Annotated in this window: 16 protein-coding genes; 6 read left to right on the top strand and 10 right to left on the bottom strand. The window is 71.2% G+C overall.

Features of this window, described 5'->3' with window-relative positions; all coding sequences use genetic code 11:
* Positions 1 to 120 precede the first annotated feature (120 nt).
* On the bottom strand, positions 121 to 765 hold the full coding sequence (locus FHX45_RS18885) for a DUF3159 domain-containing protein (RefSeq protein WP_167103607.1): 645 nt from the start codon (positions 763 to 765) through the stop codon (positions 121 to 123).
* Positions 766 to 991: 226 nt separating this feature from the next.
* On the opposite strand from FHX45_RS18885, the gene FHX45_RS18880 reads away from it, so the two are divergent.
* The 3 genes from FHX45_RS18880 (at position 992) to FHX45_RS18870 (ending at position 3,229) form a co-directional block, all read left to right on the top strand.
* Positions 992 to 1,795, top strand: a complete 804-nt coding sequence (locus tag FHX45_RS18880) for a GDSL-type esterase/lipase family protein (protein WP_167103604.1) — start codon at positions 992 to 994, stop codon at positions 1,793 to 1,795.
* A 73-nt stretch (positions 1,796 to 1,868) separates the two neighbouring features.
* Complete coding sequence (locus FHX45_RS18875) at positions 1,869 to 2,348, top strand: DUF6932 family protein (RefSeq protein ID WP_167103601.1); 480 nt, start codon at positions 1,869 to 1,871, stop codon at positions 2,346 to 2,348.
* A 2-nt stretch (positions 2,349 to 2,350) separates the two neighbouring features.
* On the top strand, positions 2,351 to 3,229 hold the full coding sequence (locus FHX45_RS18870) for a hypothetical protein (RefSeq protein WP_208407281.1): 879 nt from the start codon (positions 2,351 to 2,353) through the stop codon (positions 3,227 to 3,229).
* A 34-nt stretch (positions 3,230 to 3,263) separates the two neighbouring features.
* Here FHX45_RS18870 and FHX45_RS18865 read toward each other — a convergent pair whose 3' ends face one another.
* From FHX45_RS18865 to FHX45_RS18830, 8 genes are all read right to left on the bottom strand, one after another.
* Complete coding sequence (locus FHX45_RS18865) at positions 3,264 to 5,966, bottom strand: BTAD domain-containing putative transcriptional regulator (protein WP_167103595.1); 2,703 nt, start codon at positions 5,964 to 5,966, stop codon at positions 3,264 to 3,266.
* 248 nt (positions 5,967 to 6,214) lie between these two features.
* Positions 6,215 to 7,108, bottom strand: a complete 894-nt coding sequence (gene thpD / locus FHX45_RS18860) for an ectoine hydroxylase (RefSeq protein WP_167109179.1) — start codon at positions 7,106 to 7,108, stop codon at positions 6,215 to 6,217.
* 69 nt (positions 7,109 to 7,177) lie between these two features.
* Positions 7,178 to 7,585 carry an ectoine synthase gene (locus tag FHX45_RS18855; protein WP_167103592.1) on the bottom strand — a complete coding sequence of 136 codons (408 nt, stop codon included), beginning with the start codon at positions 7,583 to 7,585 and terminating at the stop codon, positions 7,178 to 7,180.
* 22 nt (positions 7,586 to 7,607) lie between these two features.
* Entirely contained in the window at positions 7,608 to 8,861 is a 1,254-nt protein-coding gene (gene ectB, locus FHX45_RS18850) for a diaminobutyrate--2-oxoglutarate transaminase (protein WP_167103590.1), read from the bottom strand.
* Positions 8,862 to 8,928: 67 nt separating this feature from the next.
* Complete coding sequence (ectA, locus tag FHX45_RS18845) at positions 8,929 to 9,429, bottom strand: diaminobutyrate acetyltransferase (protein ID WP_167103586.1); 501 nt, start codon at positions 9,427 to 9,429, stop codon at positions 8,929 to 8,931.
* 208 nt (positions 9,430 to 9,637) lie between these two features.
* Positions 9,638 to 10,414 carry an Abi-alpha family protein gene (locus tag FHX45_RS18840; protein ID WP_167103583.1) on the bottom strand — a complete coding sequence of 259 codons (777 nt, stop codon included), beginning with the start codon at positions 10,412 to 10,414 and terminating at the stop codon, positions 9,638 to 9,640.
* A gap of 33 nt (positions 10,415 to 10,447) precedes the next feature.
* On the bottom strand, positions 10,448 to 10,792 hold the full coding sequence (locus tag FHX45_RS18835) for a LapA family protein (protein WP_167103580.1): 345 nt from the start codon (positions 10,790 to 10,792) through the stop codon (positions 10,448 to 10,450).
* A gap of 42 nt (positions 10,793 to 10,834) precedes the next feature.
* A complete protein-coding gene (locus FHX45_RS18830) occupies positions 10,835 to 11,650 on the bottom strand; it encodes a class I SAM-dependent methyltransferase (protein WP_167103577.1) in 816 nt (271 codons plus the stop codon).
* 72 nt (positions 11,651 to 11,722) lie between these two features.
* Between FHX45_RS18830 and FHX45_RS18825 the strand changes: the two genes are divergently transcribed.
* The 3 genes from FHX45_RS18825 to FHX45_RS18815 are packed head-to-tail and all read left to right on the top strand — an operon-like array spanning position 11,723 to position 14,204.
* Entirely contained in the window at positions 11,723 to 12,304 is a 582-nt protein-coding gene (locus FHX45_RS18825; RefSeq protein WP_167103574.1) for a TetR family transcriptional regulator, read from the top strand.
* Positions 12,301 to 13,479, top strand: coding sequence for an NADH:flavin oxidoreductase (locus FHX45_RS18820; protein ID WP_167103571.1), 1,179 nt, complete (start codon positions 12,301 to 12,303; stop codon positions 13,477 to 13,479). The genes FHX45_RS18825 and FHX45_RS18820 overlap by 4 nt, the downstream gene beginning before the upstream one ends.
* Positions 13,476 to 14,204: an SDR family oxidoreductase gene (locus FHX45_RS18815; protein WP_341771521.1), complete on the top strand. Its 729-nt coding sequence runs from the start codon at positions 13,476 to 13,478 to the stop codon at positions 14,202 to 14,204. The genes FHX45_RS18820 and FHX45_RS18815 overlap by 4 nt, the downstream gene beginning before the upstream one ends.
* On the opposite strand, the gene FHX45_RS18810 is transcribed toward FHX45_RS18815, so the two are convergent.
* A complete protein-coding gene (locus tag FHX45_RS18810) occupies positions 14,201 to 15,175 on the bottom strand; it encodes a ring-cleaving dioxygenase (RefSeq protein ID WP_167103565.1) in 975 nt (324 codons plus the stop codon). The genes FHX45_RS18815 and FHX45_RS18810 overlap by 4 nt on opposite strands.
* Positions 15,176 to 15,256 lie beyond the last annotated feature (81 nt).

The raw sequence follows: 15,256 nt of genomic DNA, 5'->3' as shown, positions 1-15,256 counted from the left end.
AGCAGAGACCAAACATCCGGACATTTTTCGTGCGCACAGCACGAGCGCGGCCGGCGCCGCCCGGCGTACGGTTCAGGAAGCCCCCGGACTCCCCCTCGCCGGGGGCTCTTACTTGCCCCGCTACCCGGATCGCACGACCCGCAGGCCGGGGTGGTCCCGCGGCAGCGCGCGGTAGAGCACCCACCCGCTCACCGCGATGGTCAGCGCCTGCAACGGCCACGTCAGCACGGTGCGCGAAACGCCCAGCGCCACCAGCTCACCCGCCCACCACAGCGGGAGGTAGACGGCGACCCGCAGCACGTACTGCAGCGACCACACCAGGCTCGCCCGCGAGTAGGCCCGCACCAGGTCCGGGTCGCGCCGCCACCGGGTCTTCTGCCCGAGCAGCAGGCCGACCACCACGCCCAGCAGTGGCCACCGCACGACCACGCTGGTCACCCACAACAGCGCGCTGGCCACGTTGGACAACACCTGGATCAGGAAGAAGTCCTGGGCGCGGCCGGTGTGCAACGCGATCAGCGCGGCCACGATCACCGCCGCGAGGCTGACCACCACGGCCCGTGCCTTGTCACCGCGCACCAGCCGGACGACACCCACCACCACGGCCACGGCGATCGCGGCGGCCGAGCCCCAGGCGATCGAGGAGCCCGCGGCCAGCCAGCCGATCACGAACGCCAGCGGCGGCAGGCTCGCGTCGATCGCCCCGTTGCGGCCCCCCAGGATGTCGGCCAGCGATTCCCGTTCCGGCGTGGCTTGTTCGGTCACCCCACCAGCCTGCCCCAAAACTGTCGGTGCCGGCAGTTACCATCGAGATCTTGACCACATGATCACGGGGCAGGGTGTAATGGCGAAGCTCAGGAGGCCGACAAGGCAAGGGAATGCGACCCGGGACTGAACCGACGGTGGCGTAGGCCGGGATTAGACGTGGATCCTGCTGAGTTGTTCAAGGGGTGCGGGCGCTCTAGAGGTGCTGGCGAAAGGGGACGGCAGCGTGCGTGGGTACAACAGCTATGTCGCGCTCGGTGACAGCTTCACCGAGGGGCTCAACGACCTGAACCCGGACGGGACGTTCCGGGGCTGGGCGGACCGGCTCGCCGAGATCCTCGCCGAAGGTGAACCGGGGTTCCAGTACGCCAACCTGGCGTTGCGCGGGAAGATGCTCGCCGAGATCGTCGAGGAGCAGGTGCCGATCGCGCTGGAGCTCAAGCCGGACCTGGTGACGCTGTGCGCGGGCGGCAACGACGTGATCGTGCCCGGCTCGGACGTGGACGAGATCGCGGCGCAGCTGGACGAGGTGATCGGCAAGCTGCGCGCCGCCGGCATCGACGTGCTCGTGTTCAACGGTCCGGACACCAAGCACCTCCCTGTGATGAGCGTGTTGCGCGGCAAGATCGGCATCTACAACGCGCACCTGTGGACCAGCGCGGCGCGGCACGGCGCGAAGATCGTCGACATGTGGGCGATGGACGTGCTGCACGACCCGCGCGCCTGGAGCGACGACCGGCTGCACTTCACGGCCGAGGGGCACCGGCGGATCGCGTTGCGCGCGGCCGAGGTGCTGGGGGTGCCCACGGCTGAGGACTGGCGCGAGCCCTGGCCGATCGTCGGCACGCGGGCGGACTGGATCGCATTGCGCCGGTCGGACCTGGCGTGGACGAAGACGCACCTGCTGCCCTGGATCCGGCGGCAGCTGCGTGGCGAGTCGATGGGTGACGGGCTGTCGCCGAAGCGGCCGCAGCTGGCGCCGTTCGTGGTGGCTCCGCCGGTGCCGGACGACCACGCCGCGGCGAGCTGAGCGAGCTGCTGAGCCCGCCCGTCGCCACACCACCCTCAACGGAGACGCCGCGCCTCGCTGATAGTTTCTGACCATGCCGCTGCCCCATTGGACCCCGCAGGGGGTGCTGCCGCCCGGGCGGCTGCCGGCGGACGTGGCCGACATCTACGAACGTCTCGTCTTCGACGCGCCGCACCAGAACGCCCGCGAGATTCTGTTCAGCGCCCTGAACAGCTACCTCGGCGCGGTCGCCCGGATCATCCCGAGCGGCCGCGCGTGGATCGGCGGTTCGTTCATCACGCGGACGCCCGACGTGCCCAGCGGCCTCGACGTGGTGCTCATCCCGGACGACTGGGGCGGGCTCAAGCGCATGACCGGCCCGGCGCGGGATTCGCTGTACGGGCTGCTGACCCTGCGCGGCGTGATCGTCGGGCAGCCCGCGATGTACCTCGATCAGGTGCAACCCGTCGGCGGGTTGCTCGACGGGTTCCTGTGTTTCCCCGGTGACGAGGAGACCTGGGCGGCCACCTGGTCGGCTGACGGGCACCGCGGTTTCCCCGAGGTGGTGTGGTGATGATGGACTTCCGGCGGATCGCCGAGGAGATCCCGGGCGGCACGTGGCTGGACGACCTGGCGCGCGCGTCGGCGATGGCCGCGCACGCGAAGTTCGAGCGCACCGCGCGATCGCCGTTGCTGCGGGTGTCGATGCTGGGGCCGACCAACCTGGACGCGTACACGTTCTCCGACATCAGCCGGGCGTTGCAGGACGCGACGGCGAAGGTCGGGCACATCATCCGCAACCCGCAGGGCGAGATCACCTACGTCCAGCAGACGGACCGGGACAAGGCGCCGCTGATCCAGCGCGGGCAGGCAGGCAACACGATCTTCTTCGGGTTCCCCGAGCCCGCACCGGACGACGCGTTGATCCACGACGGCATCGAGACGCTGTCCGAGCGGGCGGTGAAGGAGCTGTGCGACTTCCTGCCGGCGAACGGTTCGGACGACGGCGCGCTGGACGCGGTGCTGCTGCAGCGGGACACGGTGCGCAACGCGGTGAGCGACATCGTCAGCGCGGTCGTGAAGAACACCGGAATCGGGTTGCAGCTGACCCCGACGTCCGGTGAGGACGTGACGCGCAGCATGACGACCGACCAGGCGAAGGTGCTGCACAGCAGCCTGCGCGAGTCGCGGGAAGAGGTCGGCTACGAGACGGTGGCGGGCAGGCTGGACGGGGTCCGCACGCGCCGCCGGATCTTCTACCTGGAGCGCGAGACCGGCGGGACGATCCAGGGGGCGGTGGCGCCGGATCTGCTGGACCAGATCAAGGAGAACCTGGACCGCCCGGTGACCGCCCGCCTGCGGGTCGTCCGCACCACCACGATCGACGGCCGTCGCGGCCGCCCGGTGCACGAGCTGCTGGAGATCACGCCGGAAGTGAACCTGTTCGACCAGTGAGGGTCGGGCCCGGGCTCGCGGCAGACGTTCGAGGTCACCCCCCGGCGGAAGCCAGTGCCGCCAGCTCGGCACGCATCTCCGCCGACGGGGTGGGGCTCACCCGCTCGTGCAGTTCCGCCGCCAGCTCGACCTGCCGCCGGGCACCTTCGAGGTCTCCGCGGCGCCGCAGGAGCCGCCCCACGGTGAACCGGCCGACGGACTCCTGCAGCTGGAACCCCCGGCGTGCCGCGAGCTCCACCGCGTCGCTCGCGTACGACATCGCCCGCTCGTCGTCTCCCAGGCCGAGGTAGGACTCGGCCAGGTTGTTCAGCGACACCACCACGTAGCTGTCGTCCCCGAGGCGCCGGTCGATCTCCAGCGATGCGAGCTGGTGCTCGATCGCCCGCGCGAACCGGCCCCGCGCCTTCTCCACCTCGGCGCAGTTCGCCAGCGCCTGCCCCCGCAACTCGTCCGCACCTGCCCGCGCCGCCGCCTCGATCGCCTCGCCCAGGCACGCCACCGCCTCCTCGTGCCGGCCGCAGGAGCCCAGCGCGCTGCCGAGGTGGATCATCGCGCAGATGCGGCGCCGGAAATCGGCGCCGGCCAGCGCCGCGGCGGCCGACGCGTCCGCCAGGCTCTGCGCTCCCGGGCCGAACGTCAGGGACAGCGCGCACCGCGAGATCAGCATCCAGAAGCGCGCCTCGGCGTCCCCGCACGCCTCCGCCGCCGACATCCCCAGCGCGACCAGCTGCTGCCACTCGTCCCACAGGGGCCGCACCACGCGGTAGGTGTGCACCACCCGAGCCAGGCGCCAGACATCGCCGTGCAGCCCGGCCTGCGCCGCGGCCTCCAGCACCGCCAGGAGGTTGGGCCACTCGGCCGCGAACCACGCCAGCGCGTCGTCGAAGCCCGCCGGCTCGGGCAGCGGCCCGGCGGAGAACTCCAGCGGGTCGACGATGCGCAACAGGCACCGCCGTGCCCGGTCGGCCGCCGCCTGGTAGTAGCGCACCACCCGGGCCAGCGCGGCCGGGGACGCGCCACCCAGCTCGCGCTGGTACAGCCGGACCAGGTCGTGCTGTGTGAACACGTCCGGTCCGCTCTCGGCCAGCAGGTGGTGCGCCGCAAGCACCCGCAACCGCCGCCGCGCCTCGCCGACCGGCACGTCGCCCAGTGCCGCCGCCGGGAACGGGCCCACCGTCGGCCCGGGAAACGCCGCGAGCGCCCGGAACAGAGCCGCGACGTCGTCCGGCAGCCCCCGGTACGACACGTCCAGCGCCGCCCGCACCCCGGCGTCGTCCACGTCCAGCGCGTCCAGCCGCGTCCGCTCACTCGCCAGCTCCGCCACGAACTCGGGCACCGCCCACGCCGGGGCGGCCGCCAGCCGGGCGCCGGCGATCCGCAGCGCGAGCGGCAGGTCCCCGCACAACCGCGCCAGCTGCTCGTGGTGCCCGGCCGCCGCCTCGCCCGCCACCTCGCCGATCAGCCGCACCGAGTCGTCCCGCGCCAAGGGCGCCAGCGGCCGGACCCGGGCGCCGTGCGACACGGTCAGCCCGTCCAGCCGCGCCCGGGACGTCACGACGGCCAGCGAACCCGGCCCGGGCGGCAGCAACGGCCGCACCTGGTCGGCCGACCGCGCGTCGTCGAGCACGACCAGCATCCGCCGCTCACCGGTCAGCGACCGGTACAGCGCGAGCCGCTCGTCCTCGGACTGCGGTAGCCCGGGTGGCGGCACCCCGAGCCCGAGCAGGAACTGCGCGAGCACCGCCGTCACGGGCATCGGCGCATGTGCGGCGTCGAACCCGTGCAACGGAGCGAACAGGACACCGTCCGGGAAGCGGGCGCTCACCCGGTGCGCCCAGGTCACCGCCAGCGCGCTCTTGCCGATCCCGGGCGGCCCGGTGAGCACGCCGATCGTGTCCAGACCGTCCAGCCACGCCAGGTCCGCCGAGCGCCCGGCCAGCACGGCGACCGCGGGCGGCAGCTGGCGCGGTACGACGCGCCGCACGTCGACCGCGGCGGCAGCCGGTGCGAGGTCGTCGTGCAGCACGTGCTGGTGCAGCGCACGCAGGTCCGGCCCGGGGTCGAGGCCGAGCGTCCGGGACGCGTACCGCGCGACCTCCCGGTACACCTCGAGCGCTTCCGCCCGGCGGCCGGAGTGGTAGAGGGCGCGCATGAGCTGGCCGGCCGTCCGCTCGCGCCGCGGGTCCTGCCGGACGAGCGGGGTCAGCTCGGTGATCAGCTCCTCGTGACGGCCGAGGGCCAGGTCGGCGTCGACCCGGGCGCCGTGCACCGCCCTGCGCAGGTCGGCCAGCTGGGGCGCGCGCAGCGACTCCGGCACCCCGCCCAGCTCCGGACCCCGCCACAGCGCCCACGCCTCGGCCAGCAGTCGCGCGCGTTCGCTCAACGGCGCGGCCTCGGCACGCTCGGACAACGCGCGGGCCTGGTGGACGTCGATCAGCGACGGGTCGATGCGCAGCCGGTAGCCGGGTGGTGCGGTCTCGATCCGCGCCTGGCTGGTCCCCAGCGACCGCAGGACCCGGCGCAGCTGCGAGACGTTGCCGTGCACGATCGTGCGCGCCGTCGGCGGCGGGTCCCGCCACAGCGCGTCGATCAGGTCGTCGAGGGCGACGGTCCGGTTCGGCGCGAGCGCCAGTATCGCGAGCAGCCCGCGCACCCCCGCGCCGCCGACCGGCACCGCGCGGCCACCCGCGGAAAGCTCCACCGGGCCGAGCAGCCGGACCCGCAACCCCTCGCGCACCGGCCCCTCCCCGAGCACCGCGCCGTGGCAGACAACGAGTACGGCCCCGCACCATCAGTCCCGATCTGATGGTGCGGGGCCGCACTCGGTGAAACAAGTGACGGGGCTGGGTGTGCCACGTCATCGCTACCGGCGTCACACGGAATTCACCCCGAGCAAGGAAGACCCATGCTGCCGCCGTTCGCAGTGGCGGCACTGTAACAGGGCGCGATGAACCGGCTACACCCGACCCGCACTTCTTCCGGTGTCTACCGCGTCACAGGCGTGAAGTCCCGGCTGCCGATGAAGGTCGGCCTGGGCTTCGCGGCCGCGAACGGCTCGACGAGCGCGTTCTCGACGCTGTTGAACACCAGGAAGATGTTCGAGCGCGGATACGGCGTGATGTTGTTGCCGGACCCGTGCATGATGTTCGAGTCGAACCACAACGCCGAACCGGCGGGCCCGGTGAACTGGTCGATCCCGTACTCCGCGGCGAGCTTGGTGATGTCGTCCTCGGTGGGCACGCCGATCTCCTGCTCCTTCAGCGACGACTTGTAGTAGTCGTCCGGGGTCGCGCCGACGCACGGCACGAACGTTCGCTGCGAGCCCGGCATGACCATCAGGCCGCCGTTGAACGGGTAGTTGTCGGTCAGCGCGATCGAGCAGCTCACCGCCCGAGGCCGTGGCATGCCGTCCTCGGCGTGCCAGGTCTCGAAGTCGGAGTGCCAGTAGAACCCGGTGCCCTTGAAGCCCGGCATGTAGTTCACGCGGCTCTGGTGGACGTACACCTCGGAGCCGAGGATCTGCCGGGCCCGGTCGAGGATCCGCGGGTCGCGGACCAGCTCCGCGATCAGCTCGCTGATCTTGTGAACCTCGAAGATCGACCGGACGCTGCCGGTCTGCTTCTCCGTGATCACCCGCTCGTCGGCCTTCAGCTGCTCGTCGCTGGAGAGCCGGACCAGCTCCTGCCAGTAACCCTGCACCTCAGCGGGCGAGAGCAACCCCTCGACGATGTGGTAGCCCTTCGCGTCGTGCGAAGCGAGCGTCGCCGCGTCGACCGGGCCGTCGGCCTCGGTGCCCCAGACCGTCGGGTCGGCCCGGTCGATGGGCTGGGTGGTGGCAGCGACCCGCGTGGGGTAACTGTCCTGGACACCGGGTTCCATGATCGTCAAATCGGTTCGCCTCCTTGTATGCGATGTGCCTTCCGGTAGGGGATCCGCGTTCGGGGTGGCTCAGGCGGTGGCTTCGGCGTCTTCCTCGACCACCAGCGGGTACACGCCGTTCTCGTCGTGCACCTCCCGGCCGGTCACCGGCGGGTTGAAGACGCACACGGTCTTCATGTCGGTCTTCGGCCGGACCTGGTGCTTGTCGTGGTTGTTCAACAGGTAGAGCGAGCCGGGGCGCAGCTGGAAGGTCTCCCCGGTCTCCTTGTTCGTGATCTCGCCTTCGCCCTCGTAGACGAAGACCGCCTCGATGTGGTTGGCGTACCAGAAGTCGTTGACGGTCCCCGCGTACAGCGTGGTCTCGTGCACCGAGAAACCGACCTTCTCCTTGGCGAGGACGATCCGCTTCGAGCGCCAGTTCGGCGTCTTGATGTCGGCGTCGGTGTCGGTGATCTCGTCGAGGGTCCGGACGATCAAAACTTCTCCTCTTCTCGTTGTTCTACTTCCCGAGCACGGCCTGGACGGAGGCGTCGATGATCTCCAGCCCCTCGCCGATCTCGGCGTCGGTGACGGTCAGCGGGGGCAGCAGCTTCGCCACCTCGCCGTCCGGCCCGGAGGTCTCCATCAGCAGACCGCGTTCGAAGGCAGCCGCGCACACCTTGCTGGCGAGTTCCCCGTTCTGGAACTCCAAACCGCGGGCAAGGCCACGGCCCTTGGCGGTCAGCTGGGCGTCGGGGTAGGCGTCGACCAGGCCCTGCAGCGCCGCGCCGATGCGCTCACCCTTGGCCCGGGTCGCCTTCTCCAGCGAGTCGTCACTCCAGTAGGTGCGCAGGGCCTCGGCGGCCGTGACGAACGCGGGGCTGATGCCGCGGAAGGTGCCGTTGTGCTCACCGGGCTCCCACACGTCGAGCTCGGGGCGGATGAGCGTGAGCGCCATCGGCAGGCCGTAGCCGCTGATCGACTTCGACAGGCACACGATGTCCGGCTTGATCCCGGCGTCCTCGAAGCTGAAGAACGGGCCGGTGCGGCCGCAGCCCATCTGCACGTCGTCGACGATCAGCAGGATGTCGTGCCGCTTGCACAGGTCGGCCAGGCCCCGCAGCCACTCCATGCCGGCCGCGTTGATGCCGCCCTCGCCCTGCACGGTCTCCACGATCACGGCGGCCGGCTCGTTGAGCCCGCTGCCGGAGTCCTCGAGCAGGCGCTCGAAGTACAGGAAGTCCGGGTACGCCCCGTCGAAGTACTGGTCGTAAGGCATCGGAGTGGCGTGGACCAGCGGGATGCCCGCGCCGTGCCGCTTCATCGAGTTCCCGGTGACCGACAGCGCGCCGATCGTCATGCCGTGGAAGGCGTTGGTGAAGTTGATGACCGACTCGCGGCCGGTGACCTTGCGGGCCAGCTTCAGGGCCGCCTCGACGGCGTTGGCACCGCCGGGGCCCGGGAAGATGACCTTGTAGTCCAGGTCGCGCGGCTTGAGGATGTGCTCGTCGAACGTCTCGAGCAGGTCACGCTTGGCGACGGTGAACATGTCGAGGGCGTGCGTGACGCCGTCGCGCTCGATGTAGTCGATCAGGGCCTGCTTGAGCACGGGGTTGTTGTGCCCGTAGTTCAGCGCGCCGGCGCCGGCGAAGAAGTCGAGGTAGGCGCGGCCGTCCTCACCGTAGAGGTGGGTGCCCTGCGCCCGGTCGAACACGACCGGCCATCCCCGGCTGTAGCTGCGCACTTCGGATTCGAGCTTTTCGAAGATGCTCACGTTGGGTTATCCCCTCACTGGTGCTGGTCGACAGCTAATCGCACGGGCGTCCTCGCCCAATTCGCCGTTATCGCGGCTGGAGCGGGCCGATTCGATAAAGGTCTTCCCGCTCGTGCCGGGTGTCGTCGTCCGGAAAGTCCGCCGTGCTGAACAGCTCAGTGGTCTCCAGATGCGCCTGCCACCGCTCGGCAAAGGAGGTGAACAGGCGGATGGACGCTTTGTTGTCGGGCGTGATGGTGGTCTCCAGGTATCGCACCCCGTCGGCCACCAGTCGCGTGAACAGGTCGTCGAGCAGGGAACCGGCCAGTCCCCGCCCCCGCTGGGACGCGTCGACGGCAACCTGCCAGACGAGCGCCGTATCCGGCGCCGCGGGGCGGCGATATGCGATCACGAATCCGACCGCATTGCCATCCACCCGCGCCACCACCGAGGTGTCGGCGAAATCGCGGCACCACAGCAGATATGCGTAAGGCGAGTTGAGATCGAGCTTCTGCGAATCGCGCGCGATTCGCCAAAGCGCAGCCCCGTCGGCCTTGGTCGGATTTTCGATCAAGTGCTTTCCGGACATGTCAAAACAACCTAACAGAGATGATTAGGTCGTTCAGCGCAACGTGTCACCCACAAGCTGGCTACCTGCAAAAACGACGAAACACACGTGAGAATGACAACAGCGAGCTGGCGTTGCCGAACCCGGTGTGCTATGGCCGCAATCGAGGCGGGGGTCTGTCACGTAGAGCGCACCTGAGGCACCTCGTGTTACACGGTAGTGGCAGCGCTCACACCACGCGAGCCCAGTCGCCCGGATCGCAGGCGGCCCAGAACCGCCTGCCGAACCGCGACAGGCGCACGGTCCGGCGCACCAGCCGGGCCCGCCGGGCGGACTTCACCGCGGAGCGGACCAGGTCCTCGGTCGCCAGGATCTCGTACTGCGACTCCAGCTCGGACGCCTCGTCGTCCAGCTCCACCAGACCGAACCCGGACAGCCGGGTCAGGTAGCCCGGCACTTCGTCGGCGAGGGTCACCCCGGCCGCCTTGCCCACCGTGGAGGCGTTGCGCAGGATGGTCCGGCCGCCACCGAAGCCGCGTTCGGTGACGTCGATCACAGGGAAGGCCGCGCCGGTCGCGAGGGTGGCGATGATGCGGGCCTCGTCCGGCGTCAGCTGCCGCAGCACGGTCGCGTAGAGGTACTCGCGAGCCTGGTCCCGGCGGAAACCGACGGAGCGGTCGAGCAGTTCCTTCATGGCGGCCCGCAGCGGCTCGCGGGCGGGGACCAGCTCGCCGGCCGGGTCCGGCGCGTGCTCGGTGCCCGCCGCGTTCAGCGCGATCACGTACGGGTCGTCGACCTCGTCGAGGCGGCGGCGCAGACCGGTCAGGACCTGACGTTCGACCTGCCGCAACCCCTCACCGGCCAGTTCCAGACCGGGCACCGGCAGGCGGCGGCCGAGGGTGACCCCGGTGCGCGCGGCCCACCCGGCGAGCCGTCCCGCCCGGCGCAGCAGGTTCTCGTCGCCGCTCTCCGGCGAACTCGGCAGGTTCTCGCTGGTCAACCGCATCACCCCGTTTCCGGGGACGATGGTACGGCCGGGTCAGCGCACCACCTTGTTCGCCTTCCGCGTCGCCTTGCGCAACTGGACGATCCGGGCACCGCCGACCAGGGCGACGAGCACCGCACCGGCGATCGCGGAGAACAGCATCGCGACGGCCAGCGGCAGGCTGCCCTGCATGCCGAGGAAGGTGACCGTGGTCGAGGCCAGGTTCTGCAGGATGAAGATCAGCAGGAAGATCAGGATGATCAAGGCGATGATGATCGCGAACCAGGTGCCGCTGACCCGGGTGCGGTTGATCCGGACCGGTTTCGCGGGTGCTGGTTTCGTCACGGGCGGCTGAGGTGGGGTGCCGCTCACCGGCTTGTCCCCCTGCGCGTGCGTCATAACCGAATTGTGCTCGGGTGGGTGCCTTCCCGCAGGTCGAAGTCACCCCGGCCGGCGACCCGGCCAGCTGAGCGTGACCACTTCCCGGCCGGAGGACCCCAGATCGGGCGGCATCCCCTCGTCCACGCCGAGGCCCCGCAGCACCTCGGCCACCTCGTCCGCGCGCCCGGCGGGCAGGCACAGGCGGCGCCGCGTGACGTCGACCAGCTCGTCGAAGCGCTCGTACTCCGGCTTCGGGGCCTTGCGCCAGCGCACGACCTCCGGTTCGACGCCGAGTTCGCGCAGCGCGGCGATCGCGTCCGCGGCCGTGGGACCGGACGGGCGGTCGATACCGTGGAAGTGCCGCCACAGCGGGTTGAGGCTGGTCAACGGGTGCGCATGCGCCAGCTCGACGACGACCTTGCGGCGCGCGTGCGCGGTGAGCGCGGCGACGAACGGCGCGAGGTCCGGCACGTTGTAGAGGACATGGGCGCAGACGACGACGTCGGCCGGCCCGACCGCGACGTCCGGCCACCGCCCCTCGACCTCGGTGTGGGACAGCGACAGCGCCTCGGCCCGCCGGCGGAACTCGGCGAGCAGCGCGGCGCTGGTGTCCACCGCGGTGACGTGCGTGATCGCCCGCGCGCACGGCAGGCTCGCGGCACCGGCGCCCGCGCCGACGTCGAGCACGGTGCCCGGGAGCGCGTCCAGGACGGCCTGGTGCGTCGGCGTCCCGGGCTCCGCGATCTGCCGGTCCGCCCGGCGGGCGAACACCGTGCGGGGCACCACCCAGGGCGACTCGGGAGCGGCGGCCAGGATGTGCTCCGGAATGGCCCAGTCCGCCAGCTGCCGCGCCCACCTGCGCACCGCGTCCGCCATGCCCCCATTCTGCCGCCCGGCGCGGGTCAATCAGTGATTGATTCGGTGATGGGCATGTGGTTCGCTGGAGGGGTGCCGAGCACCGATGCCACCACGCGCGAGCGGCTGCTGACGGTCGCCGAGCGCCTGTTGCTCGAATCCGGCGGCGACGCCTACGACAGCGTGTCCGTGCGCGCCATCAACACCGCGGCCGGCATGAACCCGGCCGCGGTGCACTACCACTTCGGCTCGAAGGACGCCCTGATCGCGGCGCTGCTGGAGACCCGGCTCGCGCCCGTGTGGCGGCAGCGGCTGGACGAGGTCACCGAACGCCGGCGCGACGGATGGGTACCGACGGTGCCCGAACTGGTCGACCTCGTCGTGACCCCGCTGGCCGAGCTCGCCGCGGACCCGGTCGGCCGGTTGCGGCTGCGCCTGCTGGCCCGGTTCGTGCTGGGACGGCGGGAGGCGGCGTGGACGTCACGCTGGTTCGGGCTGGAGCCGTGGATCGAGCTGCTGCGGGACGCGCGCCCGGAGCTGTCGCAGGTCGCGGCCGCGCAGCGGTGGCTGCTCGCCTTCGGGCTGGTGCTCCAGTTCTTCGCCGGCGGGGTGCCCGGGGACGTCCCGGCCGGGACGCTGCGGGCGTTCGTCACCGCCGGGCTGGCGGAATCATGACGGAGTTGTCCGAGTCGTCCGAGGCGTTCACGGTGTTCGCGCCCGCGCAGCTGGGCCCGGTCCGGTTGCGCAACCGGATCATCAAGGCGGCGACGTTCGAGGGCGCGACACCGGACGCGCTGGTCACCGACCGGCTGATCGAGTTCCACCGGCGAGTGGCGCGCGGCGGGGCCGGGATGACCACGGTGGCCTACTGCGCGGTGTCCCCCGAGGGCCGGACCGACCGGCACCAGATCTGGATGCGCGCGGAGGCGGTGCCGGGCCTGCGGCGGCTCACCGACGCCGTGCACGCGGAGGGTGCCGCGGTGAGCGCGCAGATCGGTCACGCGGGTCCGGTCGCGAACGCGGCATCCAACCGGTTACCCGCGCTGGCGCCGGGCCGGTTCCCCAACCCGCTGGGGATGCGGTTCACGCGATCGGCCACTGTGGACGATCTGTCCCGGGTGGTGCGCGCACACGCCTCGGCCGCTCGGCTGGCGATCGAGTCCGGCTTCGACGCCGTGGAACTCCACTTCGGACACAACTACCTGGTCAGTTCCTTCCTGAGTCCGCGGCTCAACCGGCGCACCGATTCCTACGGCGGTTCACCGGCCAACCGGGCCCGGCTGGCGCTGGAGGTCGCGCGGGCGGTGCGGGACGCCGTCGGCGACCGCATCGCGGTGACGGCGAAGCTCAACATGGATGACGGCGTGCCCGGCGGGTTCTGGCTGGACGAGAGCGTGCAGGTAGCGCGGTGGCTGGAGGCGGACGGGACGCTCGACGCGCTGGAGCTGACCGCGGGAAGCTCGCTGCTGAACCCGATGTACCTGTTCACCGGCGACGCGCCGGTGCGGGAGTTCGCGGAGGTGTTCCCCCGGCCGGTGCGGTGGGGGGTGCGGGCGGGTGGCCGTGCGTTCCTGCGCAGCTATCCGTTCCAGGAGGCGTACCTGCTGGACCGGGCCCGGCAGTTCCGGGCGGCGCTGGAGTTGCCGCTGATCCTGCTGGGCGGGATCACCCGGCTGGAGACGATGGAACGGGCGCTGGCGGAAGGTTTCGCGTTCGTCGCGATGGCACGAGCGCTGCTGCGCGAGCCGGACCTGCCGCTGCGGCTGCGCTCCGGGGCGCGCTCGCTGTGCGTGCACTGCAACAAGTGCATGCCGACGATCTACCGGGGGACGCGATGTGTGCTGACGTGATCGCCGTGACCGGTGCCGCGTCGGGAATCGGTGCCGCGGTGGCCTCGGCGCTGCGGACGGCGGGGCACCGGGTGATCGGTGTGGACCTGCGCGATGTCGAGGTCTGCGCCGATCTATCCACATCGGACGGTCGCCGTGCGGCGATCGGCGGTGTGCTCGGCCGGGCGCCCGAGCTGGACGGGCTCGTCCTGTGCGCCGGAGTCGGGCCGCACGTGCCGGATCCGATGCGGATCATCGAGGTGAACTACCGTGGCGCGGTCGAGGTGCTGGACGGCCTGTTCCCCGCGCTGCGCGGGGCTGCGGTGGCGGTGTCGTCGTCCGCGTCGACGATGGTCCGGTGGGCGGACAACCCCATCTCCCGCGGCGCGGAGGCTGCCGCGCTGGCCGACGCCGGTGAGTTCGCCGGGCATCTCGCGTACTCGTGGTCGAAGAACGCGGTGACGGTCGCGGTGCGACAACGGGTCGCCGAATGGGGTGCGGCCGGGGTCCGGCTGAACACCGTGGCGCCCGGGGCGGTCGACACTCCCCTGCTGCGGGCCGGGCTGGCGTCCCGTTACGGCGACGCGATCCGCAGCTACCAGCCGCCCATTGCGCGTCACGGGACACCGGAGGAAGTGGCCGCGCTGATCGTCTACCTGCTCGGACCGCACGCCGGCTACATCCACGGCGCCCAGTTCGCGATCGACGGCGGTTCCGACGCGTTGATGCGGCCCACCGAGTTCTAGGAACGGCCGGTCCGGTCCACCCGGTTGTTCTCGCCCGGGATGTCCAGCTTCGGCAGCGCGCGCTCGATCTGCTCGCGGTCCGGCTCCAGCCACGGCGGCAGCTTGAGCGCGCGGCCCAGCTCCAGCAGCGGCTCGTCGACGGCGAACCCGGGCTGGTCGGTCGCGATCTCCAGCAACGTCCCGCCCGGCTCGCGGAAGTAGATCGAGCGGAAGTACCGCCGGTCCAGGATCGAGGTGACGTGCACTCCCCGGTCGACCAGCTCCTCGCGCCAGGCGGCCTGGCTGGTCTCGTCCGGCGCGCGCCACGCGACGTGGTGCACGGTGCCGGTGGCGACCAGCCCGCGCGGTGTGCCGGGGGTGACCAGCACGTCGACCATCGCGCCCGGGCCGCCCTCGCCGGCGGTGAAGCGCAGGCGGTTGCTGTCCTGTCCGGCGAACGTCAGGCCCAGCTCAGCGAACATCTCGGCGGTCGCGTCCTCCTCGGTGACCGAGAGGGTGACCGAGTGCAGGCCGCGGATCGCGTGCTCGGCCGGGACGTGCCCGTTGTCCCACGGATCGCGCGGGTCACCCTGCGGATGCGCGACGAGCGCGAGCTGGAGGCCGTCCGGGTCGCGGAAGGTCAGGACGTCTTCACCCGCGCGGTTGGCGATGCGGCCGGTGGTGATGCCGGCGTCGGCCAGGTGGTCCTTCCACCACCCGATCGAGCGCTCCGGCACGGAGAACGCGGTGGTGGTGGCCTGACCGGTGCCGATGCGGCCGCTCGGCGCGTCCGGCCGGGGGAAGAAGGTCATCAGCGTGCCCGGCTTCCCGGACTGGTCGCCGTAGTACAGGTGATAGGTGCCTGGATCGTCGAAGTTGACGGTGGTCTTCACCAGGCGCAGGCCGAGGGTGCGCAGGTAGAAGCCGGCATTGCGCTGCGGGTCGCCGCCGATCGCGGTCACGTGGTGCAAGCCGCTGGTCTTGATGGACATCGTCTGCTCCTTCGCCGGACCCCGGGACCACCGGAACAACCTCTCGCCAGCAAGATATATTCCAGAAAGAATTATGCTGGT

This window comes from Amycolatopsis granulosa, assembly GCF_011758745.1.
Taxonomy (GTDB): Bacteria; Actinomycetota; Actinomycetes; order Mycobacteriales; family Pseudonocardiaceae; genus Amycolatopsis_E; species Amycolatopsis_E granulosa.
Note: the sequence above shows the minus strand (reverse complement) of the source record. Positions and strands in the feature narration are given on the sequence as shown.